The sequence below is a fragment of the Nostoc sp. C052 genome, from assembly GCF_013393905.1.
GTDB lineage: Bacteria > Cyanobacteriota > Cyanobacteriia > Cyanobacteriales > Nostocaceae > Nostoc.
Genome location: NZ_CP040272.1, coordinates 3,634,320 through 3,659,670, shown reverse-complemented (window position 1 = coordinate 3,659,670; position 25,351 = coordinate 3,634,320). Strand labels below are relative to the sequence as shown.

Below are 25,351 nucleotides of genomic sequence, written 5' to 3'. Positions count from 1 at the left end.
CAGATATTGAGATTGCTGAATGCGATTAAGGGAGTTCAATTTGTTGAGGACTGAACGTGAGTACGATCAGAGTTATTTTCATTGCTTTTATTTTGATATCTGCTATGGCGGCGTGGTGGAAAGCTGGCTTCAGATGCCCTATATATATTCATGCGATCGCTAGTTTAGCAATTGCTTTGGGGTTCTTTATCACTAACAATATTGATCCGAGTACACCTGTAAATCAATGGTGGCTACTAGGAAAATGGTGGATTGTTCTAATGATGCCAGCTTTTGTATACGGTGGGTTTGCAGTTTATGGAGGTGGTATCTACTCTAAGAAAGATTGAGGTTTTGAGAAGTCAGTCTACAATTGTTTTAAACTTGAATTACCGTCGTAAATTTGTGTGTAGCGATCGCTCATGACACAAAACACATTGAAAGTTCAAGCATTTTGGGATACAGATGCAGAAGTTTGGGTAGGCACTAGTGAAGACGTACCAGGATTGGTAACAGAAGCTTCTACGATTGAGTCTCTTACAGAAAAACTCAGAAAAATGATTCCAGAACTCCTTATTCTGAATCAAATTGTGCCATTCGACGATTGAGCGATCGAGATCCTATCTGAGTTGTGAAAATTGAAACTTAGTACACGTCACGATAAAAGGGGTTTGGAAATATCGAGAGTTGATGTTGGGTTTCACTACGTTCCACCCAACCTACGAATGATTAAATTCCATACTCTTTTTGTGGTGGGCTGTACTTAGTGGCACAATTGTGCTTTCAGATGGTCTGCCAATCTGATTGCCAAGGCAACAATGGTGAGCGTAGGATTAGCATAGCCTCCTGTAGGGAAAACAGAGCTACCTGCCATAAATAAATTAGAGATGCCGTGAACTTGACAATTTGCATCGATTACTCCTTGTTTTGGGTCATGATGCATACGCGTTGTTCCCATATTATGATGGGTACTAAGAGAAGCAACTGGACGATCTCCATCCAATTCAATCTGCAACTCACCCAGACCGGCACTCGCAAACTCTTGTGCAAATACTAACTGCGATCGCTTCACACTGCAAATATCTATTTCGCCCCAATGATTAATTAATTTTGCTTGAGGACAGCCAAGCTTATCTAGTTGATTACTAAGTGTCACCCGATTATCTGGATTTGGGGTTTGTTCGGTTTGGCTGAGAACTTCAAACTTTGTATATTTCTGTTCATTCCCTTCATGTTCAGACCATCCTCCATGACTCAAATCAGGGAATAAATATTCTTTTTTGACATTATATTTATACCAATCAGCTACTAAATCATCAATATTGGTAATGACATTTTGTAAATGTTGAAGAACATTCTTAGGTAACTGTCTTTGTCTAACAGAAGAAAACAAAATTTTTGCAGAAGCCTTTGCTGCCGATCTAAACCTTTCATCTCTGGGATATAACAACGCAGTCATATTTAGTAATTTTTCGCGGCGCATCACTTGTTCCGTTAGGGCAAATTTGCCCATTACTGTGACATTATTAACCCGGCGTAAGTCATACAAAGCCATCGAATTAAAAATTTTGCGATTTTGTGGAACCAGCATACCACAACGGATAAAAGGATGATCCATAAAGAACCTACCCACTAAATCATGTTGATTACCTAATCCATTCTTTTGAATTTTGTTTGATAGTAATAATAAACGCGCATTTTCAATACCACCTGTAGCTAAAATAAATATTTTTGCAGCCACCCAAAATTTATTACCAGATAAACAAGCTACTTGTACGCGTTTCACCGTTTGTGCTGCTTCATCTGCCTCAATTTCTACCACGTTGGCGTTCAGGAATGTGGTGATATTAGGAGATTGATTAATTTGATGCCGATATTCATTGGTGAAAATATCGCGTGGGCCAAACTGAAACATACTAGTAGTAACTCGGTCACTTGTGAAATGTGTCCGAGGAGATTGGGCATTTTCCCAAGCCTCAGCTTCATAAGCAAAGGAACCGAGTTTACAGACTGCTTGGGCACGCTCATAAAATGGATTGAGGTGAGATTTGCTAAAAGGCCAGCCACTATATGGAACCCAATCTCTTTTTTCAAAATCTATTTCGTCTAACGGTACGTGCCTCAGACCAAGTTGATTTTTATTAATTTCAATATTCCAGACATTAGCCATTCCACCAAATTGACGATGGCGCATATCTTGCAGTGGTGGAAAAGGATCTCCAACTGTTTCGCCTTCACCAAGAGATGCAGTCTCTTGATTAAATTCAATATCACCACTTTCTAGTAAGCAAACTCGAAAATCTTGCCCAATTAGTTCTCGTGCAAGTGTAATTCCTGCTGGGCCAGCACCAACTATACAAATTTCGGTATTGATAATTTCATCTATTGGCACTTTGCGGCTATCAATCAACATTTATTTAATTCCTTTCAATCTAATTTATGGTTTTTAACCACAGATTTAGATAGATAATTAATCAATATAAATCTGTAGTTTTATTTGCAAAAATTGTCTTTTGTAAGAAGTTTAGTGTTTCATTCAACCTATGAAACACTCGGCATTGCAGAACGAATTGCACTAATGAAATTTTGGGCATAATTCTGCGTTGAAAAATCGAGGGCGCGTTGTCTGGCGGCTATTCCAGCACTTTGGGCAAATTCTTGCTCGTCAAGATAGCGGAGAATTGCGATCGCTAATTTATCCGCATCGCCGTAAGGTGTTAATAGTCCATTCATGCCATCGGTAATAATCTCTGTCGGGCCGCCTGCATCGCCAGCAATTACAGGTTTACCTAACGCCATCGCCTCAATAATCACAATCCCAAAGGGTTCTTTATTTGACGCATGGACGAATACATCCATTGCCTGTACCCACTCCGGGATATTACGCTGTAGTCCAGCCATAATTACCTGGTCTTTTAAGCCTAAAGCAGTGATTTCGGCTTTTAAAAAGTCTTCATAATCCGGTTCTAAATCGTGCTTACCGCCAACTACCACACAATGGGCATCGGGATACTTTTGTAAAATTTTGGGCATCGCCTGCACCAGTACGTGCATTCCCTTCCATCGTTGCAATCGTCCCACAATTCCAATCAATGGCCCGTGTAAAGGTAAGCCTAGTTTCCGCCGTGCTTCTTCTGGAGTTGGTAAAGCATTAGGCTCAAATCGGTCTAATGCGACACCAGGATAAACTAAAGGTGTTGGTCTGTGGGGCCAAATCTCTGCCTGTGCTTGCTTACCATCTTGGGAAAGGGTGATAATTGCACGGGCTGGAATTAAAGTTGCGATTCGTACCAACCAAGTTTTATCGCTAGGTACTTCTAGTTGATACCACACAGCAGGCAGTCCGGCCAGCATTGCCGCCAAACCTCCTGATATATGCGTGATCCACATCCAATTGACAATTATATCTGCACGTTCGCGGCGTGCGATCGCAGCTATCCGCAAAACAGCGCCAATAAAACGGTGGATTTGGCGTAAACGTCCACTTTCCACAACTCGCGCATCAATACCAAGGGACTTTACTTGTTCGACCATTGGGCCGTTTTCTAAAAATATCACCAGCCACTCGACACCAGCATTACGTCCCTGCTGTACCAAATCCCAAAGCATCATTTCACCGCCGCCTCGTTGCTCGGCCAGTGGCATTACAATAATTACTTTCATAATCTATAAGAGTCCTATTTAAGTTGTAAGATTTATCAGATTCTCGGCTTCTTAGAGAAGTCGAGGATCTTTGGAATTGCTATAGTACTTATGTCCTGCCATCGCCATAGCTAAAAATCCCCAAAGAATCATCCCGGCGACGCTCAACATACCGCTACCGATAACTAGCTGTGAAGCGGAACTGATACCAATGGCACGAGCAGCACTGATAAAGCTATCAAAACGACCTTCACCATAACTGCTAACACTAACAATTAACAAAATTAATCCACCCATATAAAAGATGGCTCCAAACCAGCCAAGGGTGAAAAACATATCTAAAATGCCACTATCAATTACCACCACTTCAATTTGACCGGTTTTTTCGTTGACTTTCCAAATATTTCCTAAGCCGTTACCTAGACCATTAGAAAGGGCTAAACCAAGGTTTTTGTCGTAACTTCCCGATCTATCTTTAAAGCTGCCATCTTCTTGAAGATTAGAAAAAGTTTCCAAACGGGTTGCGACAACTCCAGCAATTGGCTCGATAGTTGTCAACGGGACAACACAAATTGCCATGACCACAATTATGGTAATTAAGCGCATTTGAATTTTGGCTTTAACTGAACCCATAATCATAATTATTCCAAATAACCAGCCTCCCCAATTAGTCCGTGCTTGTGTTAATAGAAAGGACAAGTAACCAACAGCTGAAGCTGGAAAAATTAAGTTTCCTGAACTGGTAAATAATAACAGTAACCCAGCCTGCATAACGGAACCAAAGGGGCCGACTGAGTGCAATGTACTCCAGACGCGCATCCCAAAAGGTACAGGATTTCCAGAACTCATGAATAGTTTTGATTGTATTAGCCAGTACCTATCCCACTCAGGAGCTACCACAAATTGATATACGCCATAAGTTCCTAAAATCAACACACACCAAAGGAATGTTCGCTGAATATTCTGCCGATAACTAGGATAATCTCGCCAGTTAATGAATAAGTGAAAAGCGAAGATAATCGGACTGAGCCAATCCATCAATCCGCGTGCTACAGGGATAGGTGGGTTATAAACCAGACCGATGAGAAAGCCATAAAACACTCCGATAAAAGCCAAAACAAACGGCAAAGCCCCTTCACGAGAAGCGCGGGGAAAGTGTCGGAAGAATGTTGCTATAGTGACAAACACCACTAAGTAGGGTGCTATGAGCATTTGACGGGTAGGGTCCCAACCCACTCGATAGTCAACTAAGCGGGTAGCTAAAGGTGTGAGAAACCAAATCCACCAGGTAAAGCTGATATAGAGAATGGGATGGCGCAAGTATAAAAATATGCCTACTGCTAAAGCTGTCACCGGGTAAATTAGGCGCAATGCGGCAGTAGCACCAGCAAAATAGCAAACTACAGTTAGTAGTATAAAGCCTGCGATCGCCATCCACCCTTGTAGCGATCGCTCTTCGGGAGAATAGCTTTCTTGTGAAAAACTATTGAAAAGTATCTGTCTAGAATTCATTCAATTTTAGATGTACATATAAATAAGTTTGGCAGCTTCCAATAAATTCAAATTTCCTTAATTTTGAATTTTGTTAGCGCAGCGTTAGCGAGTCAGCGAGCGTCATTTTGAATTTTGAATTCTTGATATCCTTGCCAACGTCCCCGCCAAGATGCAAGCAATTTTTTCCCTGCCAACTGCCCTTGGCTAGGTAAAAATCTCAGCCATTGTACTAAGCCCAAACTATCGCACGTACCCACGAATACTGCCCAGAATAAAAATACAATCCGGCGGATAAATGGCAAATGCTCTAATAAAGCTAAGGTTTCATTATGGACTAAATTAATAAAGGCAATTTCATTAAAGTTATTTCGCTGATCTTCGTCAAAACGTTGTGCTGGATAGTGATCTACAGCAACGTTTGGATCGTAAATTATCTTCCAACCAGCCCGCTTTAATGTCAGAGTGAATGCCATTTCAAAGTGTACCTGCGCTCCAGTACCGCGCATTCGCTCGTCAAAACGCAATCGCCCGATTGCTTGGGTACGAAAACTCATGTTTACGCCCTTGAGAATATCGACTTCGCGGGGTTCTCCCACTCCCAAATGATGGTTGCCAATGACTCGCCCAAACCACTGCAACTGTCCCACTACTGGGCGGGATTCGTCTTCTAGTTTGCTGCCGTGGTGTACCCAATCACGGCCTCCTAGACCGCCGAGACGACTATCACAGGTAAAATAAGCAGCGATGCGCTCTAACCAATCGGGGTGAGGTGCGGCATCATCATCAGTAATGGAAACAATATCGCCCTCCACTGCTGCTAGTCCGGCGTTGAGGGCTGCTACTACCCCTGGTTGTGTCACTTTTACGGTATGCAATGGCAGATTGTGCGTTGTGTATTGCGCCAGAAATTGCCAAGTTTCTGCATCCGTATCGCGGACAACCACTATCACCTGATCGACTGGTTTAGTTTGCTCCTGTAGCGCCAAAAGGCAGCGTGATAAGTCTTGTGGACGGCGATAAGTTGGTATCAGAACGGTGTTCCGCATTCTTGCTTAACTCCTCGAATAGATCCACATAAGTTTGAGCCATAGTAGTCCAGCTATGTTGTTCTGCCACAGAACGAGCAGCTTGACTCATCTGTTGCATCAGGGCAGAATCGCTTACCAAGGACATCATCGCCACAGCTAAAGCATCGATATCATTTGAGTCGGTTAAGACAATGCCACATTCTGGCGTCACCAACTCTGCACCCCCGGTAGCTGTGGCAGTAATTACTGGTAGCCCTGAAGAAAGTGCTTCTAACAATACGAGGCTACAAGCTTCATATCGGGAAGGAAAAATAAATAAATTTACTGACCGCATAATTTCGGGGATATCACGACGAAATCCGACAAAATGCACGCGATCGCTTAACCCCAAAGAAGCCGCTAGTTGTGGGAAGGGACTACCTTCGATATGACCTACCACCGCCAGATGTAAATCGGGAACTTGCACCAAGGCGTTTAGGACTGTATCTAAATTCTTTCTAGGTGTGCGAATATCTCCGGCGAACAGGGCTAAGGTGACATTCTCCGGTAAACCTAATTTTTGGCGATTGCTTTCACCAGGGGTAAACTCTTCTAAATCAACGCCATTGACAATTACCCGAATCCGAGAACGCGGTACGCCAATGTTGACTAATTCTTGGGCTACCTTTTCCGATACAGCCACCACAACCTGCGCTTTTTGGAAAGCCTGTTTTTCCCAACGGGCATTAAAAGCCGTAAACAGCCATTGGTAAAAACCATATAAATCGCGGCGATCGCGGGAAATATGAACAGGCGATCGCAACCATGAACTGTGGACAAAATGTACAGCATTCACATCAGCCGCAGCCATGCTAATTGCTCCATTGACTTTAACTAAATCAATATCAGAGCGATGTTGACGTAACCAATCTGCACTTTTTTGGGCAAAGATGAAATTACGTATAAATTCTGTAGGATAGCCTTTAACTGGAATTTTAATCCAATTAACTTGGTTATTATTTTCCAGTTCTGGTGCGACTTCACTAGCTAATAATGTCAAGTGATGACCACGACGAATTGCTTCATTAGCAACCTCATAGTTTACCCGTCCCTGACCATCACCTTTTTTGATTTTATGAGTAACAATACAAAGTTTCATACACTACCTTGTTTAACAATAGACCTATTGCATAAATTTTATTTATCTCACGCGGAAGAGAATCTTCTTCTTCTCTTTGCGCCCTTGGCGTTCTTCTCTAACGAGACGCTAACGCGAAGGCGGTTCGTTAAAAAAAACCTTCCAAAATTTAGACAATACTGTTATATTATTTCGATATTTTCATCAACTTACTGGCTAAAAACCGCGGAGTAAAACTCAGACCAAATGCTGCCAGAGTTCGGACATTAAACTTTTGTTTTTTCAATGTTTGCCAAAAATAAGGACGCGCTGCTGCTATCTGTTCACTTCGTAGTAAACCAATTCCAAAAGTGGTATTAGCTTCTAACCATTTTTGTTGAAAATAAGTTCTAAATTCTTGTAGACGAGCATCTTCCATAAAAACTTGATAACAAAACATTTCGCTTTTAGCTTTGCGGAGTTTTGCCTGTACATCTCGACTACCACTGAGCATAGTATCAGTTTGCTCATGGGCACGATATCGCGTCAATCTTTCTGGATAATAGTAAGCGCCATGACCAGATATACAGCACAGATAAGTTAAATATAAATCCCACATTCCGCCAACTTCTGACGGCAGACTATCCCAATTCACAAAATTATTGCGAATCACACAAGATGCTGCGGTAGGTATGCTTTTATCTACTAATCCAATTTTATAGAAAGGTTGATAAATTCCTTCTGCTAGTTTATCTCGCTTATAACCACGTGTATTTTCTTCAGTTCCAACATCATTTATTATGCCGTTAGCATCTATAATATATTGGTCACAAAAAGCGATAATTAAATCAGAATTCGCTTCTAGTGGTGGTATAAGCTTTGCTAAAAAGTCTTCATTCCAGATATCATCGTCATGGAGACTAGCAACATATTTACCTTGCGCCATCTTGAAGCCATGTAGTTGATTAGCTAACATACCCACATTTTGCTGATGTCGCCAAAATCTGATGCGTGAATCACCAAAAGATTCGACAAGTTCTTGGGGATTTTCTGAACTACAATTATCAGAAATAATAATTTCAATATTTTGATAAGTTTGTTTTATAGCACTAGCGATCGCTTGCTTGAGATACTCTGGCCGATTATAGGTAGGGATAATAACGCTGACTAAAGGTTGTTGGGATTCTTGATGCAGTGACATATTTTTCTCCCTTTATATTTCATAGATAAAAGATGCACCATTTAATATGTTAACCAAACTCAACTTTATTTAGCTTGAGAAATGCTATATACTTTTTTAGCTTTATCAGGAAATTCAGCTATTGTTTTTGCATAAATTGTTCGGAGATTATTTACATGAGCAGCCATTGTAAATTCTTTCATTAATAAAGCATGACCTTGTTCACCCATATATCGGCTTTTCTCATGATCTATATACAACTCATTAATAGCATCAGCCAGCTTTTGGATATCATTAGCTGGAACAAGAATACCCGTTTCTCCATCTTGTAAATGTTCTGGAATCCCGCCTACTGCACTACCAATTACAGGTCGGTAACGAGCATAAGATTCTAGAGTTATAAGACCAGCAGGTTCAGGCCAAACACTAGGAAAGATAACTGCAAAACACTGTTGATAAAGTTTATTTAATTTGTCAGCGTCGCACCAACCATGCCAAGTAATCCGCTTATTCAATCCAAGGGTATTTGCTAACTTTTCTAACCGTGGTCGTTCCCAGCCTTCACCTGCAATATCAAGTTGAATTTTCGGGTCTGTATGTATTAAGGTTTTGAGTAACCATTCCAGACCTTTATCAGAAACAATCCGTCCAGCAAATAAAATTCTATGATTTTGATGGACTTCTAAACTCAAAGGTGCTGTTGCTGTTTGTGGTATAGAGATTCCACAGTGTAGAGTTACAGTTTGTTCTGGAGGTACACCATTTTTAATTAACTCTTGCCGGACATATTCGCTATTAGCAATAAAAGTAATTTTTATCTTTTTTAATACATCTAAAAACTGATGAGTGGTTTGCAGTTCTTTAAGGGTTCTTAAGGGTTTACGGCTACCACATTTATCTACTAATTTACCCCAGGTACATCCTAAGTAAGAAAAGTTGTGATCGCAGACTGTCTGTTGCTCTGCTAAATACTTTGTGCCACTAGGACAGTAAAGTGAGTGATTATGAACGCTGAAGATAGTCGGACATTCGCCTGTAAGCTGCAATAGCAAATCTGGACTGTGGATGTGCAGCAGTTTGAACTGGCTTTGATCGATATTTTTCAGTGATTTTAACACGCGATCGCTAATATCAGGTGGTCGATGTTCAAACAGAGAACCTAAATAAGTTTCAACACCTCCGCTTCCACCGACATTAAAATTGGAGCATTGATAAACCAGGCTTTGGTCAAATATTTTCTGATACATATTTCTGTTATTGTTAAGAATAGAGCATTAATTTTAAACACTTATTTTCTCTAAAAATAAGTATTTAAAAACCTTTTTTACTAATTAAAAAACTACTGATACATAGTTAGAGATTTACGGCTGTAGATATGTACAGCCGATAAATATGTTGCAAGTACTTGGCTGATTGGATATTATTTCTAATCCAATGGTCTTACTTCATACTGCATTTGATGATATTTCCAAAGCTTACCTTTGAGTTCCAAGAGTTCTTGATATTTACCTTGCTCTACTATCCGCCCTTGTTCTAAAACTACAACTTTATCTGCCTTCGAAATAGTAGAAAGACGGTGAGCGATCGCAATTACTGTTTTACCTACAGATAGTTTTTCTAAAGAATCTTGAATTAACCGCTCAGATAGCGAATCTAAGGCACTGGTTGCCTCATCTAAAATCAAGATTTCTGGGTTCCGAAGTAAGGCACGTGCGATAGCAATTCGCTGTCTTTGTCCTCCAGATAATCTAACACCTCTATCTCCTAATTGGGTATCAAAACCTTCGGGCATTTCCAAAATAAATTCTAATGCATTCGCTAGTTTAGCTGCTGCTTGAATTTCATCATTAGTCGCTTCTGGAGTCCCGTAAGAAATATTCTGCCAAACATTAGTATTGAAGATAAAAGTATCTTGACTGACGACAGCTATTTTGCGACGTAAGGAGTTAATTTCAAACTGGCGTACATCAACTTCATCGATGTAAAGATATCCATCCGTAGCATTATAAAAGCGGGGAATTAAATCAGCAAGAGTTGTTTTACCAGCACCCGACGCTCCAACTAATGCTGTCATTTTTCCCTTTTCAATCGTCAGGGTAATATTATGCAAGACTAGATTTTCTTCATCATAGCCAAAATCCACAGAGACTAAATCTATTGACCTTTTTAATCCCTTAAACTCAACTTTGCCATTTTGAAAGTAATATTTTTTATCACTTGTCAACAGATTTTTAATGTTGTCTGCTGAACCATGCAAAGTACTGAGATATGCTCTCGTGCCATTAATATCTTGAACAAATGGGATGAAGCGAAATAGCACAAAGAAAAAGGTTAGTAAAGAAGCAACTTGTAGTGTTCCGTTAGTTACAAGGCTAGTGAAAGCCAAAATAATCATTCCGATCAATACTGTAGTCGCTACCCCTTCGGCAATTGGCTTCACGAGTGTCCAAGTAAACACAACTTTTGTTGTCGTACTGATTACTTTGTCGCTAGCTTTATAGTAACGCTGACGCTCAAATTCTTGAGTACCACAGGTGTGAACAGTGCGAATGCCATTAATAAATTCTATGGCTGTTGATGTAAAGTTAGCGTTAGCAGTTGTCATGCCAAAACTTGATTCTCTGACTCTAGCATTCAGATTTGACAACCCCACACCTAAAAGTGTGAATAGTAATGCAGAAATTACTGTTAATTGCCACGATATCAAAAACATTGATATTAAGTAGACAAAGGTTGTTAATCCTCTAGTTACTAAAAACGCTCCGCCACTGAAACCTTGTCTAATCCTTTCTATTTCTGTGGTAATTGTGTTAATTAGTTCACCAGAACGGGTTTTGGCAAAGTAACTGAGTGATAAGGATTGTAATTGTTCAAAAATTTGCTTACGTAAGCGATCGGCAAGATGTAACTGAGATAATTCGGTATAGACTTGAGAAAAATAATTGAAGGCAGCACGTAACCAAGTACTCAATAAAATTAGCAAAGATACACGGTACAAACGATTAATTGCTGATGCTTTAGCTCCCAAAATCCAAATATCAAACCACTCTATTCCTGTTTGGACAGGTTGAGCGTTGGGACTGGTTAAGCTTTGCAAGAAGGAAAGTAAGAAACCAATACTTACACCTTCAAATGTTGCCGCAAAAATCGAGAATACTAAAGCTAAAATTGCAATTTTGCGAAAGTGTTTAAATTCTCGCAATATCAAATAATTGTCCTGCCAGAAGCTAGTAGCTTTGAGCAGATTACTGAGTGGTTGTGGAAGATTCAAATTCATGAATTTTATAATAATAGTTTGACAAGGTAGATAGACCGCTAGAAATCAATACAGTTCAGACAAGCCAAAAATCCTAATGTAAAAACGCAGTTTATCGCGTCTTGAAAGACCAATTATCTAGAACCGTATTACTTTATAGATGCTACATAAACAATTTTTGTTTGACCCTCAGTGCGGTAATTGAAATTATCAATTACCGCACAGATAAATTACAGTGTTTGGCTATCTAGATGTAACAGGTGAGACTGTGGTTCTACTTCCCATGAAGCTGTAATTTCTGGTAGTTTATTTAGCTGTACTGCATCTTCCAAAGTCCAACAACAAGATCCGGTCAAACTCATGTCACCACGCAGAACATTAAATAACTGGGGCAAATTGTCAAGACCATATTTATGCATCCAACGCCCTAATGTTGTGATGTTGTGCTTTGTAGTTATGCAAAACTTAATTGCTCGAAAAAATTTACCCCGTTCTCCAACACGCCATTCACGACAAAAAATTGATCCTGGTGAATAAACCTGCATTAATACAATCAATCCCAATATGACTGGACTTACTAATAGCACCAACACGAAGGCCGCAATCCAATCAATTAGTCGCTGTAATTGTCTCCAGGGTTGGTTAGGCAGTTTCTTGCTAGCGGGTAAGCTGAGAAATATTGGTTTTTGAGCTTCTTCACACGCATCCGCCCAAAACCTAAGCAAAGTTTCACCCAGTTTTGCATCTATGCTTACCAAACTTACAGGAGAATGTTGTAAGCATTCTACTAGCGATCGCTTACTATCTAATGCAGGTAGATATGGTTGTTTAACTCGTCCAAGCGGCTTTACCAAAAGCTTATCCCGTCGCCACTGGAGTGTGCAGTACCCACGATTATCCTGGTGTTCCTGGGTTACATCATATAAATTCTCTAGAGTTGGAATTATTGAAGTTGCCATAAGTCTTTGGGATTATACAGGAGTGAATTGCTGAGGAGATATCAAAGGCTATCAATGCCAAAGACCCAAATCCAAATCTTGTTGTAACTCCAAATTTTTGGAGATAATTGAGGGCAAAATATGTTACTATCTACCACTCAGCCAAGCATATATTGTGCAGAATTCTGCTGGTGTAGAGATGTACAAATTAGACAGATACTAATTAGATATGTAGCAGTCACCGCTACTATTAACATTCATGGGTAAATCATGATTTTCCGGGAACTACTGACAGTAGTAAAGTGTAGAGGGAAATTACCCATAAATTTATATCTATGTTTAATTAGGCTAAGGTGTTCATTGTGTCGATATGCCCAAAACTAGTCTACAGTTGTGTTCTAACCTTTATGGAAGTGCTTTAATCTCTAGAATATAAGACTATGTAGAAATAGCGATCGCTCAAATAAATTCTTTATTTACTCTTTAAAGAGCCAGTGATTTCTCTGAAAACTAATCAAGATAGCATAAATATACTTAATTTTTCCTGATTGCAACAAAATGAAATTTTGGTTACAAATACGAAACGCAAAATCCCCGACTTCTCTAAGAAGTCGGGGATTTCTCATCTAGCAGTACTAGCTACTAGACCTCTTGCAAAAATATGTTTTTGCACTCTTAGGGAAAAGGGTAAAGGTTAAAGGGAAAGGATTTTGAGTTTCTTTACCCTTTTCCCCTTCCCCTTTACCCCGAATTTTGCAAGAAATCTACTTTTCTACAGCTTGACGTAGAGCTAATTGCTGTTGTTTGATATTGGGTACGTAATTAATACTAGAGTTTGATACCCCATTAGCTACAACCCCAATCAAATTTAACTTACTCAGCATAGCTGTCGCTTGAGTAAGCTGACTTCGTGTCACAATACCAATGCTTGCCACCATGACCACGCTACGGCAAGATGATGCAGTCAGCATGGCATCGACTAAGCCCAGAACTGGGGGAGCATCTATCAGAACCAAATCATAGTTTTCCTCAAATGCTGCCATTAATTGCATCATCCGCGGGGAACTCAACAGATTCGCGGGGTCGGCAGGTTTGGGGCCAGCAGTCAAAATATCGATGTAAGCGGAACCTGAGTATTGAAGACTAATTTGGTTGGGTAGAGTTGTATCACTCGCCAATAGAGTTGAAAGTCCCTGTTCATTAGGAAGATTCAGTTGTTCGTGCAAACTGGGATCGCGTAAATTGGCATCAATCAGCAGTACTCTTTTGTGTAAACGAGCAGCACTCATTGCCAAACCCAACGCCAAAGCTGATTTACCTTCATCGGCTAAAGCCGAAGTAATCATCAAAGATTTTAAATTAGTAACAGTATTTAAAAGTTCAATGTTTTTGTAAATTAGATCCAGCGATTCCCAACGTGGTGGAGATTGTAATACCTGAATTGTCCAGGGGGCGAGAACTTCTGGCTTGCCAAAAGGCAACTTGATCATTGATTCTTTGGGTTTGGCTGGCGGTAACTTGGGGGTTGTTCCCAACAACGGCATGGCCATTTGCTTCTCTAATTCAGCAGTGGTATGAACTGCATCATCAGCCGATTCCCGAATAAAGGCAGCAATTCCTCCTAACATTAACCCAACCACAGCACCTAACAGTAAATTCTGCTGGAGATTAGGGCCTAATTGTGCGCCTTTTTGCGGATCTTCCACCACTTCCCAATTAAATCCACCCTTGGAAAGTTCTTGCCGTAATTGCTGTTCTGCTCTTAAAAGTTGCTCCAATCTTTCACGACTAAATTGCAACTGCGGTAGCATCCGATTGTAATAAGCCAACAGAGGTGGGAAACGTTTGATTTCAAAACGTAGTTCGTTTTCTTTCTGAGCCAAAGTTTGATCGCGAGCAGTTAAAGCAACTATAGTGGTCTGCGTTTCCACTAGCTGACCGGCAAGACTAAGATCAATTTCACCCATCTGTCCTCGTTCGAGAAGAGAGTCTCCCGAAGTGATTGCACCAGAAGACTTTCCGCCTAAAGTTCTGCCTACCTCTTGTTGCAATAACTCCTTCTGTCCCTGAAGTTGTTCTTTGAGCTTTTGCACGTTTGGAGTCTGATCTGTAAAGCGTAAGCGTTCTTGTGATAGTGCCAGTTCGCTTTTTTGGATTTCGTTCAGTAAGCTTTGATAGCGAGTAGACTGACTCAAACGAGAAGCAACTAGAGCATTTTGAGGAGAACGGTTAAGTTGTTCTTCTAAAGATTTTTGGCGTGCCAAAGCTTCCCCATATTGAGAACGAGTTGTTTGTCGTTCTTGGGCAATATTGTTCAAAGCTGTTTCAATCGCTTTGGCTTGCGACTCTGGATCGATTAAGTTCTGATTTCTGCGAAACCTTTGTAAATTTGTTTCAGCCGCGTTTACTTCTTCACTGGCTTTACTTAACTGTTCCCTGATAATTTGCAGACCTTTTTGTAAACGCGAATTCTGTTGTTGTTTGTTATATTCGACATAAACTTGTCGAATTGCGCCCAGAACTTTTTGGGTTTTTTCTGGATCTCCAGCAGTGTATTCAACTTGAAAGATTTTTGTAGCAACATTATCTTCTTTGCTCCTTAATTGAGTTAAGACCAAAGAAGCTTTAATTTCACCTGAAGTTATATCTGGATAATCAGATTGAAGTTTATCAACTGCTTTTTGGATAAGTCCTGAACTTTGCATTAAGTTAAGCTGGGTAGCAGTATCTATGACCACATTAGAGTCAGTAAATTGGTTGTCTACCCCAGCACCACCTTCCGTTTTACCTTGATAGTTAGGTTCTACTAGCAACTGCATAGAACTTTTATAAGTAGGCTTGGTCTTGACAGTTACTATGCTAGCAATAGCAATACAACTAATTAATACTGCTAAGAACCAAGGAAATCTCCGCACAAATACGGCAAACATTTGTCCGTAACTTGGTTCACTTTCAGAAGCGGAAGTTATCTGAGGATTTAGACTAGTTTGAACCACTTTTATATCCTTGTCTTCGAGATTTACGCTAAGAGATTCTCCGAAGAATACCTATTTTTTTACAAACCGCTAACGACGAGAGAGAAAAGAAATAGGTAATCTTATAGTGGAAAGAGATTCAGAAATCAAATGAATAATTGATGCACACCACAAGCTTGATTAATAATTTGCTCAACTTTGCTAAAGAAGGCATTCTCTGAAAAATTTGCTACTGCATGATTACGGATGCGATCGTAATCCCAAGAAATGTCGTTGGCTTCTAGTAATGCAATTTGTAGAGATTCGGGTGTTTGCCTTTTGAAAAAGACTCCTGTTTCACCTGGGATTTGAGTATCTAATACTCCACCGGCTCCATAGGCGATGACTGGTGTGCCGCTAGCATTAGCCTCTACTGGTACTAATCCGTAGTCTTCTAAGGCTGCGACAATAATAGACTTGGCTTTGGAAAACAAGTCTTTGCGGGTTCTATCACTTACGTGTCCCAAGAACACAATATTTTGTAATGCTTTGGATTTTAACCGTGCTTGTTCTGGCCCATCACCAGATATTAATAGCCGCCACCCTAACCAGTTAAAAGCTTCGACTATTATATCAAGTCGCTTATAACTGATCATCCGGGCGGAGGCGAGATAATATTCATCTTTTATATCTGAAAAAACAAATTTACTAGTATCAATTGGATAGTTCACCATCATTGCCTTTTTGCCATAGATATTTTCAATCCGGCGGGCAACAACACTAGAGTTAGCAATGTAAAGGTCAGGCTCCTGTGCATATTTCAGGTCTACCTTTCTCATTAATTGAAATACTTGTTCGATTAAAGGAGCAAAATATCTATAGTCTCCGTACTCTCTTAAATAGGTTGCTGTATCCCATAAGAAACGGGTGACATTATGACAAAAACAAATGTGGCGAGCCTTGGGGTTTTTTCGCACTGCTTTGGCGAAGCTGGTGCTACTGCTAATAATTAAATCGTAGTCTTGCAGATCCAAGGCACGAAAGGCAGGAAAATATAGAGGAGCCATTGACCTAAAATATTTTGCTGCACCAGGAATCTTTTGCAAGAAAGTTGTATTAACAATGCGATCGCCTAGATCAATAGTTTTTTGGGGATCGTACAAAGATGTGAAAATATCTGCTTCAGGATAGCGCTTACAAAGCAGTTCAAACACACGCTCTGCCCCACCTCGCTGGGTTAAATAATCGTGGACGAGAGCAATTTTCATGAATTTGACCTAAAGTTTCGATCGGGGTTGTTTAAACGCTCCCCAGTAAGTTACTATCAACAACTTTAGTGTCCCGCAGTATAGCTTCTTATCCTCTTGATGAAATTCTGGCGACAAATACGTTGGTAGGGACCTCGGAGATCCCCCCAACCCCCCTTTTTAAGGGGGGCTTTTTGTAATTTTTACCCCCTTAAAAAGGGGGTCGCCGCAGGCGGGGGGATCTTATCCGAAACGTATTACGGGCGTGCAGCTGTACACCCCTACAGCCAATTCATTTGTGGCAAATGTTTTTGGAACCGATATTATCCAACTGCTACTAAGATTTTTTCTGGAGCGAAATAGGTGTTTTGCTCGGCTCGTAGTTGGTCGCAAAGTCTGCCTTCGGGTAATTCTACATCCTCATAAGTGAGGACTTGATCTTTAGAAATATCTCGTTTGAGGCGACACCCTTCAGCTAGACCGATTGGTAGAAGATTTTGCTGTTGGACGATATCGGAATTTTCACATTGTCCGTAGGTCATGTAGTAGCCGATGCCATCTAAGGTTTCTCCTGCTTTCAGGTCGATTTTAGCAGTGGTGACAACATCTACTAGCGGGCCTGCTAGTGGAGACATAACGGCATCACCGAAGAGAACAGCACGCGCTACGGACAAGGGAACTTCAAAATGACAGAGGTGATAAGGAGTATAGAAACTGTAAAGCGGGCCTTCGCCTAATTTGTATAAGTTGAGATAGTGCTGTTGCTTGGGGTCGTCGTGAGTGGCAAATACATATACGCCTGGGCCTGGTTTTGCTCCAACTACATAATCGACAATGCCGCCCAGTTCTTTGAGTTGTTCAACATCATATATATGGGCCATTTCATCGACATAACCGTTGAAGTTATATCCCAGCATTCCCCGTTTGGCAACTTTCATGCCTGTGGCATTGGCAACGATCGCTTGCTCAAAGGAAATTTTGGTTCCGTCAGCGAAGCTAGCCACCATGTGGGGCTTTTGACCCCAACGTTTAGCAAATCCTTCCTGGGTGGTGGGATTGCGATAAGGGTCTTGGAGTCCTTTAATGTTACCGCATAATAACGGAGTTAAACCAATGCTTTTCACAAAGCGGTAAAGGTTCATTTGTACCCCTGGCTGATCGCCATCACAAGCGCTGAGAATGACGCCTGCTTTGTCGGCATACACTTTCAGGATGGGGCCAATAGTGCCGTCGAGTTCGGCATTCATCATGATCACATGTTTGCGGTGGGCGATCGCTTCCATAACGATGTGAGCGCCAAATTCCACTGCACCTGTGACTTCGATTAATGCATCGATCCCCTCGGCCCGACACAGTAACTTAGCGTCTTCTGTGACTGCATACTTACCGTTAGCGATCGCATCTTCTAATTCGCTGACAGTTGCAACAACTTGAATATCTTCAATTCCGGCTTCCGAATAAGCTTGTTTCGCTGCATCAATCTGACGATTGGAGATAGCAACTAACTCCATTCCTGGCACTGAATTGACAATTTGGTTGGCAATTCCTCGACCCATAAAACCAGCACCAATCATTCCCACCTTGATAGGATTTCCTGCTGCTGCACGGGCTTGTAAGGCGCGATCGATAATAATCATGAACTAAACTCCTTTTTAGAACTGTTTGTTGTGTTACAAATTCTCGATAATTTTGCACTTAATAATTTGTTACAGCTAAATATTAAGTACATTTTGTGTTAGCGACATCTTAAACCAAGTGACTAGAAGTCACGGCTACACAGGCAAAACCCGCCTGCGCGGGTTTGAAACCCTTAATTTTCTCAGTCCGCGCAGGCGGACTTGGTTTGTATAGCCGCGATTTCTAATCCCCAGGGCTAAATGCTAACCAGTTGTTTGCTAGATGTATGTTTTTTCTGGCTGTGATTTTCGATAATTTGCTCCACAGCATTTCTGTAGGCTTGAGCAAACTTTTCTTTAGTATGATTTGCTCTTGCGTATTCCCATGCCTTCTGAGACATCAGCTTGAGGTCTTCAGCAGGTAAATTGGAAATACTTCTAACTTTCGCCTGAATTTCTTCAAGGGAAAGGTTATCAAAAATCACACCAAAATCATGAACATCCACACCAGATTCATAGCTTAAAATCGGAATTAAGCCGGCTTGTAAACTAGTAATTACTGCACCTGCCTGTCCCTCAGAAACAGAAGGATAAACAAGTCCCAAACAATTATTTGTAATCTTTAAAAAGTCAGGGCTACTAACATCAATCCAACCATAAGTATGGATGTTTGGTGTTTCGTATAGTTCTTTATAGAAAGCTTGCTCAAACTCTTTGTCATTACTTACCGGGCCACAAACTGTTAAATGGTATTCCGGCATTTGGGCAAAGGCATCTAAAACCAAGTCTAATCCTTTGAGAACTAAAGCGCTACCACCAAACCAGATAAAATTCTTTCTTACCGCATCAAAGTTTTTCTCTTCAGGAGAAGGATAAACGAGTGACGAAGAAATGGGAATACGATACATTGGTTTGTTCGCATATTTGAATGTATCAACTGTGAAATTGTTGCCTAATATGGTGGCGTAATCGGCATATTCAATTCCTAAATTGGGCGTTTCAAATCGCTGTGGACGTAAGGTAATTCCTCGGCGCTGTTGAAGTTCTAGAAGTCTGTTGCATTCTGCTGCATTGCGAAAAATCATATTAGCAATGTCAACATGGAAAATTTTGATGCAATCTTTATTCAGCTTTGGTGCAAGCGCTTCTAGACGATGACGGATATCAATGAAAAATGCGTAGTCTTTTTGAGGAACGAATTTATCATTGTGGAATTGGATAACGTCAACGTTATAGCCCATGTCTAAAAAAGTTTGGGCGATTAGTAGACATTCCCAGTTCCAACTCTGGTCATTGGGCACAGGCTGACCTGGTTTGATGAGAAATGGTTCAATCCGATAAGAAAGAAGTACATTTCCTTTAGAAGGCTGTTTAGGCTTTAGGGAAACAACCTGTAATGTCTTAGCGTAATTGATCCGAGCTTGGACTTTGTTGGAGACAAAAGAGATAGTATTTCCAACACGAGATAGAATATTATTTGGCATTTATTTCTACCTAAGTTAATTATTTTTTCTTCATACAGAATTAGTATGAAGATGCACCAAACTATATGAGGAACGTAGACGCAGAGCGGCTTGCCGCAGGCTACCGCAAAGGGCGCAAAGTACACAAAGAAAGAAAGAAAGAAAGAAAGAAAAAAAGAAATGGTATCAGATGGAGGTGTAGATAAAGAGTTTAAATTTATCTGGAAGCTGTACCACCAACAGTCATCATTCTCAACAAAGGCCAATTTAAATCTTTCTCAGAGATTTCAGTCACATCTAGAGGCCAATCAATGTTAAAAAATGGGTCGTCATAGCGTAAACCTCTTTCATATCCTGGGGTGTAAAATTCACCTACTTGATATACAACTTCCGTCTCATCTGTCAGGGCTTGATAGCCATGAGCAAACATTTCTGGAACATACAAAGCGCGGCGATTTTCTGGAGTTAGCTCTACACCAATGTGTGATAAAAAGCTGGGAGATTCTGGACGCATATCAATAATTACGTCATAAATTGCACCTTTAGTACAACGAATTAATTTTGTTTCTGCTGCTGGCAGAATTTGATAGTGCATTCCTCGGATAGTGCCTTTTTTGTAGTTAAAAGACAGGTTACATTGAGCAACTGTTGGCTTTAATCCATGTGCTTCAAATTCTTGAGCGCAGAAAGACCGAGCAAAAAAACCACGATGGTCTGGTTTTTCTTCTAAGTCAATAATGAATGCATCTTTGAGTGCGGTTTCAGTGAAAATCATGATAATTCCTTTGAGGTGAATGTTGAGTCTTAGAACGTCCGCAGATTAAAGGATTTCCAAGAAATATTTGTGGGGTGGGCGTCTCGCCCGCCCAGTAACCAAGAAGATGCCCACCCTACAGGAAATAATTAGTTCCTAAACAGACATTACATCTGATGCAGAACGTAACTCTGCTCTGGGATAAGTATCATCCCAGTATTGGGTGCAGAGGTCTGGTCTTTCGGGAGGGTTAGCGGTGTAACAAAAGAATAGCGCTGAACGGTCTTCTGTGCGGACTGTACCGTGATGCAAAGCATTTTTCGTATCTACAATAATGACGGTACCGGCTGGGCCTGGGCAGGATTTCCAAGCTGATTTGGGGATGACTGGTTTTACTTCTTCATCATCGATGCCCATATAGCCTGACTTCCAAAGTTTGTAGAAAAGCTGAATATAATTCCAACTAAAGAAGGGAGTTAAAGAACGGGGAATGTATTGAAAAGGCCCAGTTTTTTCTTCTACATCACTCAAGTAAATGAAGATTTTGATAATGCGACGGTCTTCGGCATCGCTATGCCATAGTAATGTACCAAACTGATGTTTGCTCTTGAAATCTTTGCGTAAATGTACACCATGAAAAGCAATAGGAAGACCAATATAATTTTCGATTATATTGAGTAGCCTTTTCTCCATTCCCCAGGCATAAAATTCTGGTAAGCCTGTAACTGTAGAAATTTGTGGTAACTTTTCATCTAGATGGTCGTTGTTGGGATTGTCCATCTGAGACAATTGATGGTAAGAAGCTTTGAGCAGTTCTGAGCTAGAGTTTAACTCTAAATCTGCCAGGGTTGTGATATAAACGCCATCTTTTTTGAGAGCATTAAGGATCTTGCGATCGCGCCCTTCCAATGCTGGCAGATTTTTGCTATGCTTCCAAAGTGCTAGATAATATTCTAAGTCAGAAGATAGTGTAGATATTTTGCGTTTAATTACACTAAACATGGTGTCAATTCCTTCTAGTTTTGATGTAAATCTATCAATAGATTATGGTTTATAGCTCTGTACTTCTTGAGTAGATATTTCACCTGATTCTGCTAAACTAAATTCTTTAGAAATCATCACGTCAAAAGCACACAAACTGACTAAAGCTAAAAATGGAACTACTGTCTTGATTGCTGACATAGGCCATCTTCTTAAAGCACCCAAGAAAACTTTCAAGTTGACTTCTTTGCCGTTTTGCAACAGCATCCGCCGACAAAACTGCTTAGAATATCCACTCTGCTCCAATTTCAAAATCACTTCGGGTATGTGTTTGTATTGCATTAACAGTGCAGACTTTGGCTCTTTCTGCCAATAACTAACACCAACAACACATTCTAAATAAGTCTCTTTCGTGACAATTACACGACCATTAGCAGCACAATACCCAGCTAAATATGCTAAAGATATCCAGTTATTCTCAGCATCTTGCCAATTTTGGAGAGCGCATTTTACTAAATCAGTGCGGTAGATTGTAGCAGTCAGAAAAATTACTGCACCGACACTTTTTGAGAAACAATGCTCAAATATAGCTTTACCATCACCCTCACCTTCTTCACTATCTATATCAAACCAGCGATTACCAACAATTGTGGGTGGATGAACTGGTTCACCAGTAATTTGGTTGCGACCGGAAAAATTGAGAAATAATAATGATAAATCTTCATATTGTTTGAGCTTGCTAATTACATAAGCAATAGCTCTATCTTGAATCGGATCATCATCACCAATTGTCCAAACATATTTTGTTGTTGTAGAATTTAGGCAATACATGATATTTTTGACAACGCCTAAGTTCTTAGGATTTTTATTTGATTTAAATATGATATTGCTAAGTATTACTTGCCATTTTTTAATTACCTCTTGAGTATTGTCTGTAGAACAATTATCAGAAACTAAAATTTCACAATCATCTTCAAAACCTTTGATAGTTTTAGCTAGCCAGGCTAACTGTTTATCAAGTAACTCAGCACGATTATAAGTGGGTATAGCAATGGTCAGTAATTTAGACATGGTAAGAAATAGTAGTTAATAAAATTGATATATGAGTGGTTATCGCCAAGAACTATTATTAACCGTAACTTGGCAATTAACACACTAAGCTACAGGCTATTCTCTAGCTGTTTAGGTGGAAAAAGAATTGCCCAAGCTGATATACTTAAAAAACTTAGGTAAGGAATAAATATTTTGATTGTCAAGAAAGGCCAACGTTTTAAAGCACCTAATAAGATTTTCAAGTCAGTTTTTTGTTGAAAATTCTGCCAAATCATTTTCTGACAAAACTTATGAGGATACCCTACCTTTAGTAGTTTTATATAAACTTCAGGTATGAACGCATATCGCATTCTAAAGTTCCATGTTGGATCGAGATCCAAAAGACTAGCGCCCATAGTACATTCTAAATAAGTGTCTTTAGTAATAATGACACTTCCATGAGCAGCACAAAATGCAGTCCAATATGCTTGAGATGCCCAATTACTAGTAGCAGATGGCCACTTTTGTAAAGCGCGTTTGACTAAATCTGTGCGATAAATTGCTGCTGATATAAAAAGTACACCACCAAAGTTTTCATTAAGATAACTTTGAAATACAGTTTTACCATCAACTCTTAGTTCGTCGTTATCACTATTCAACCAGCGTTCTACAACAAGTTGACCCGTTCGTTTTTGACGACCGGAGAAATTTAAAAACATTAGTGCTAAATCTGCATGTTTTTTTAGTGTTGTTAGCACATACTCTAAAGTTCTTTCCTGGATTGGATCGTCATCACCAATTGTCCAAATATATTTACTAGTTGGGGCTTTTAAACAACAAGCAATATTACCCATTACGCCAATATTTTTACTATTTTTGTTGGACGTAAATTTTACATTACTGAGAATTATCTGCCACTTTTTAATTATTTCTTGAGTATTGTCTGTAGAGCAGTTATCAGAAATAAAGATTTCACAGTCAGACTCAAAGCCTTTAATAGATTTGGCTAACCAAGTAAGTTGTTTATCTAAAAGCTGGGCGCGATTGAATGTTGGGATGGCAATGGTCAGCAATTTATTCATATTAAGCTCAACTCTGTAGTTAAGAAGAACCAGTATTAACAGCAGTTTAGATAATTAAAAAGCTGCTTTGCAATTTATTTCTTTGCGATTTGACGACATAATTTTTATAAGAGATGCGCCTTTTAATTACTCAAAAAAATTAAATTATTAGTAATAAGAGGCGTTTTTGCTTCTCTTTAGTAATTACGACGCTATTAAAAGCCTATCCGGAATAGGACAGGGATAAATTTTTACTTCAGGAATGGGTACGACAAACTGTCCACCCCATTCACCAATAAATGCCATTTGTTCCATAATTTCTTCCTTGAGATTCCAAGGTAAAATTAGGACATAATCTGGTTTGGTTTCACGGATTTTATCTGGTTCAAAGATAGGAATATGAGTACCAGGTAAAAATAGTCCCTGTTTATAAGGATTGGAATCTACTGTGTAATCAATAAAATCTTTTCCAATTCCACAGTAATTCAGCAATGTATTGCCTTTAGCTGGTGCGCCATAGCCAGCGATTGATTTACCTTCTGCTTTAGCTTTTAAGAGAAAATTTAATAGCTTATGCTTTGTTTCTTTGGCTTTTTCTCCAAATGTAATGTAAGTCTCCATACGATGTAGTCCAGCAGCAATTTCCTTAGCTTTCAAATGGCTAACTCGTTCACTAATGCTGATATGATCGGCGGAGTTATGTTTGGCATAAATTCTTAGTGAACCACCATGAGTTGATAATTCTTCTACGTCAAAAAGTTGCAAATTGTGTGCTGCAAAAATTTTCTCAATAGTCAGGAATGAGAAGTAAGAAAAATGCTCATGATAAATCGTATCAAACTGATTTTTTTGAATCAGTTGTAAGATGTGAGGAAACTCCATCGTCAAAATGCCATTAGGCTTGAGGATGAGTTTCATCCCAGCGATGAAATCGTTTAGATCAGGTACATGAGCTAAAACATTATTACCGATCAAAAGGTCAGCTAGTTTTCCTTGTATCACGAGTTCTTTGGCTGTTTCGACTCCAAAAAACTTGTTGATACTAGGAATGCCTCTGTCTTCAGCAACCTTGGCAATATTTGCCGCTGGTTCTATGCCTAAAACGGGAATTCCTTTCTCTAAAAAATATTGCAGTAAGTAGCCGTCGTTACTGGCAATTTCAATAACTTGATTATGATGATTAAAGTTGAATTTTTCTACCATCATATCGGTGTAGGCTTTAGCATGTTTTAGCCAACTGACCGAGTAAGAAGAAAAATAAGCATAGTCACTAAAAATATGATCTGGAGTTTCAAACTGTTCTAATTGAACTAGGAGAGTGTCTTCAGAAACATAAGCATGGAGAGGATAAAACTTTTCGGCATTATTTAGCTGTTCTGCTCGAAGATAAGCATTGGCTAAAGGTGACATTCCTAGATCAATAAAGGTTTGATGCAGAGGTTGACCACTAAAACGACATTTTGCGATCGCCATAATTTTCAAGTCACTGATTGCAAATAATTTGATGGATGAAATAGGTCTAAAAACCTTTCTGTGTTGCTATTAGTATGTATAATTTATTCTTGTAGTTTCGCAATTTATACCTGACTTATAAAACAGGAATTACGACTATTTCCTACAATTAAATTTT

Annotated in this window: 20 protein-coding genes; 2 read left to right on the top strand and 18 right to left on the bottom strand. The window is 39.8% G+C overall.

All coding sequences use genetic code 11. From position 1 onward, the window contains the following. The first annotated feature begins 56 nt into the window (after positions 1-56). Together FD723_RS14930 and FD723_RS14925 are read left to right on the top strand one after the other, a co-directional pair. Positions 57-329, top strand: coding sequence for a hypothetical protein (locus tag FD723_RS14930; protein ID WP_179066006.1), 273 nt, complete (start codon positions 57-59; stop codon positions 327-329). 72 nt (positions 330-401) lie between these two features. Then, a complete protein-coding gene (locus FD723_RS14925) occupies positions 402-587 on the top strand; it encodes a DUF1902 domain-containing protein (protein ID WP_179066005.1) in 186 nt (61 codons plus the stop codon). 155 nt (positions 588-742) lie between these two features. On the opposite strand, the gene FD723_RS14920 is transcribed toward FD723_RS14925, so the two are convergent. The 18 genes from FD723_RS14920 to FD723_RS14835 all read right to left on the bottom strand — a co-directional run bounded on the left by FD723_RS14920 (position 743) and on the right by FD723_RS14835 (position 25,194). Next, positions 743-2,392, bottom strand: a complete 1,650-nt coding sequence (locus tag FD723_RS14920) for a GMC oxidoreductase (RefSeq protein ID WP_179066004.1) — start codon at positions 2,390-2,392, stop codon at positions 743-745. Positions 2,393-2,520: 128 nt separating this feature from the next. Next, complete coding sequence (locus FD723_RS14915; protein WP_179066003.1) at positions 2,521-3,642, bottom strand: glycosyltransferase family 4 protein; 1,122 nt, start codon at positions 3,640-3,642, stop codon at positions 2,521-2,523. Positions 3,643-3,693: 51 nt separating this feature from the next. After that, entirely contained in the window at positions 3,694-5,133 is a 1,440-nt protein-coding gene (locus tag FD723_RS14910; protein ID WP_179066002.1) for an O-antigen ligase domain-containing protein, read from the bottom strand. A 92-nt stretch (positions 5,134-5,225) separates the two neighbouring features. Beyond that, on the bottom strand, positions 5,226-6,161 hold the full coding sequence (locus tag FD723_RS14905) for a glycosyltransferase family 2 protein (protein ID WP_179066001.1): 936 nt from the start codon (positions 6,159-6,161) through the stop codon (positions 5,226-5,228). Then, positions 6,079-7,281, bottom strand: a complete 1,203-nt coding sequence (locus tag FD723_RS14900; protein WP_179066000.1) for a glycosyltransferase family 4 protein — start codon at positions 7,279-7,281, stop codon at positions 6,079-6,081. The genes FD723_RS14905 and FD723_RS14900 overlap by 83 nt, the downstream gene beginning before the upstream one ends. A gap of 166 nt (positions 7,282-7,447) precedes the next feature. Further along, the gene (locus FD723_RS14895) at positions 7,448-8,440 is read right to left on the bottom strand and encodes a glycosyltransferase family 2 protein (protein WP_179065999.1); all 993 of its coding nucleotides are present in this window, start codon (positions 8,438-8,440) and stop codon (positions 7,448-7,450) included. A gap of 65 nt (positions 8,441-8,505) precedes the next feature. After that, positions 8,506-9,666 carry a glycosyltransferase family 4 protein gene (locus tag FD723_RS14890; protein WP_179065998.1) on the bottom strand — a complete coding sequence of 387 codons (1,161 nt, stop codon included), beginning with the start codon at positions 9,664-9,666 and terminating at the stop codon, positions 8,506-8,508. A gap of 179 nt (positions 9,667-9,845) precedes the next feature. Next, the gene (gene hepA / locus FD723_RS14885) at positions 9,846-11,696 is read right to left on the bottom strand and encodes a heterocyst formation ABC transporter subunit HepA (RefSeq protein ID WP_179065997.1); all 1,851 of its coding nucleotides are present in this window, start codon (positions 11,694-11,696) and stop codon (positions 9,846-9,848) included. 209 nt (positions 11,697-11,905) lie between these two features. Continuing rightward, positions 11,906-12,634, bottom strand: a complete 729-nt coding sequence (hepC, locus tag FD723_RS14880; protein WP_179065996.1) for a heterocyst development glycosyltransferase HepC — start codon at positions 12,632-12,634, stop codon at positions 11,906-11,908. Between the two features lie 743 nt (positions 12,635-13,377). Beyond that, the gene (locus FD723_RS14875) at positions 13,378-15,609 is read right to left on the bottom strand and encodes a polysaccharide biosynthesis tyrosine autokinase (RefSeq protein ID WP_179065995.1); all 2,232 of its coding nucleotides are present in this window, start codon (positions 15,607-15,609) and stop codon (positions 13,378-13,380) included. Positions 15,610-15,734: 125 nt separating this feature from the next. Continuing rightward, positions 15,735-16,835 (bottom strand): glycosyltransferase, encoded by a 1,101-nt coding sequence (locus tag FD723_RS14870; RefSeq protein ID WP_179065994.1) that lies wholly within the window; start codon positions 16,833-16,835, stop codon positions 15,735-15,737. Between the two features lie 302 nt (positions 16,836-17,137). Next, positions 17,138-18,451, bottom strand: a complete 1,314-nt coding sequence (locus FD723_RS14865) for an NAD(P)H-dependent oxidoreductase (RefSeq protein ID WP_179065993.1) — start codon at positions 18,449-18,451, stop codon at positions 17,138-17,140. 236 nt (positions 18,452-18,687) lie between these two features. Further along, on the bottom strand, positions 18,688-19,914 hold the full coding sequence (locus tag FD723_RS14860; RefSeq protein ID WP_179065992.1) for a glycosyltransferase: 1,227 nt from the start codon (positions 19,912-19,914) through the stop codon (positions 18,688-18,690). Positions 19,915-20,110: 196 nt separating this feature from the next. Then, on the bottom strand, positions 20,111-20,668 hold the full coding sequence (rfbC, locus tag FD723_RS14855) for a dTDP-4-dehydrorhamnose 3,5-epimerase (protein ID WP_179065991.1): 558 nt from the start codon (positions 20,666-20,668) through the stop codon (positions 20,111-20,113). A gap of 135 nt (positions 20,669-20,803) precedes the next feature. Next, complete coding sequence (locus FD723_RS14850) at positions 20,804-21,649, bottom strand: phytanoyl-CoA dioxygenase (RefSeq protein ID WP_179065990.1); 846 nt, start codon at positions 21,647-21,649, stop codon at positions 20,804-20,806. 42 nt (positions 21,650-21,691) lie between these two features. Continuing rightward, complete coding sequence (locus FD723_RS14845) at positions 21,692-22,699, bottom strand: glycosyltransferase family 2 protein (RefSeq protein ID WP_179065989.1); 1,008 nt, start codon at positions 22,697-22,699, stop codon at positions 21,692-21,694. Positions 22,700-22,788: 89 nt separating this feature from the next. Then, complete coding sequence (locus tag FD723_RS14840; RefSeq protein ID WP_179065988.1) at positions 22,789-23,742, bottom strand: glycosyltransferase family 2 protein; 954 nt, start codon at positions 23,740-23,742, stop codon at positions 22,789-22,791. Positions 23,743-23,925: 183 nt separating this feature from the next. After that, positions 23,926-25,194: a class I SAM-dependent methyltransferase gene (locus tag FD723_RS14835; protein WP_179065987.1), complete on the bottom strand. Its 1,269-nt coding sequence runs from the start codon at positions 25,192-25,194 to the stop codon at positions 23,926-23,928. Positions 25,195-25,351 lie beyond the last annotated feature (157 nt).